The organism is Tritonibacter sp. SIMBA_163, assembly GCF_046535935.1.
GTDB classification, from domain to species: Bacteria; Pseudomonadota; Alphaproteobacteria; order Rhodobacterales; family Rhodobacteraceae; genus Epibacterium; species Epibacterium scottomollicae.
Genome location: NZ_JAWJBP010000240.1, coordinates 1 through 312, shown reverse-complemented (window position 1 = coordinate 312; position 312 = coordinate 1). Strand labels below are relative to the sequence as shown.

The following is a 312-nucleotide window of genomic DNA, read 5'->3' as shown; positions in this document are numbered from 1 at the left end:
ATCTCCGGCTTTCAGCGCTAGTCGCAGTTTATCGCCACGCGTCCCGACATCGCCGACCGGCCCGGTGCGACGGATCTGCCGCGGCCGCGCGGCGACATCCGCTACAGCGGCGTCGGCTTCGGCTACCTGAACGGGCGAAAGGTGCTGGACGGCATCGACTTCGAGGTGAGGGCCGGAGAGACCATCGCCTTCGTCGGGCCTTCGGGGGCGGGGAAGACCACGATCTGCTCCCTGCTGCCGCGCTTTTACGACGTCACCGAAGGCAGGATCACCATCGACGGCGAGGATGTGCGCGACGTGACGCTGAAATCG

1 pseudogene is annotated in these 312 nt (G+C 66.7%); it reads left to right on the top strand.

Annotation, left to right across the window (positions count from 1 at the left end):
* Positions 1-36: 36 nt before the first annotated feature.
* Positions 37-312: pseudogene (locus R0J92_RS22240) on the top strand (ATP-binding cassette domain-containing protein); the annotation flags it as partial.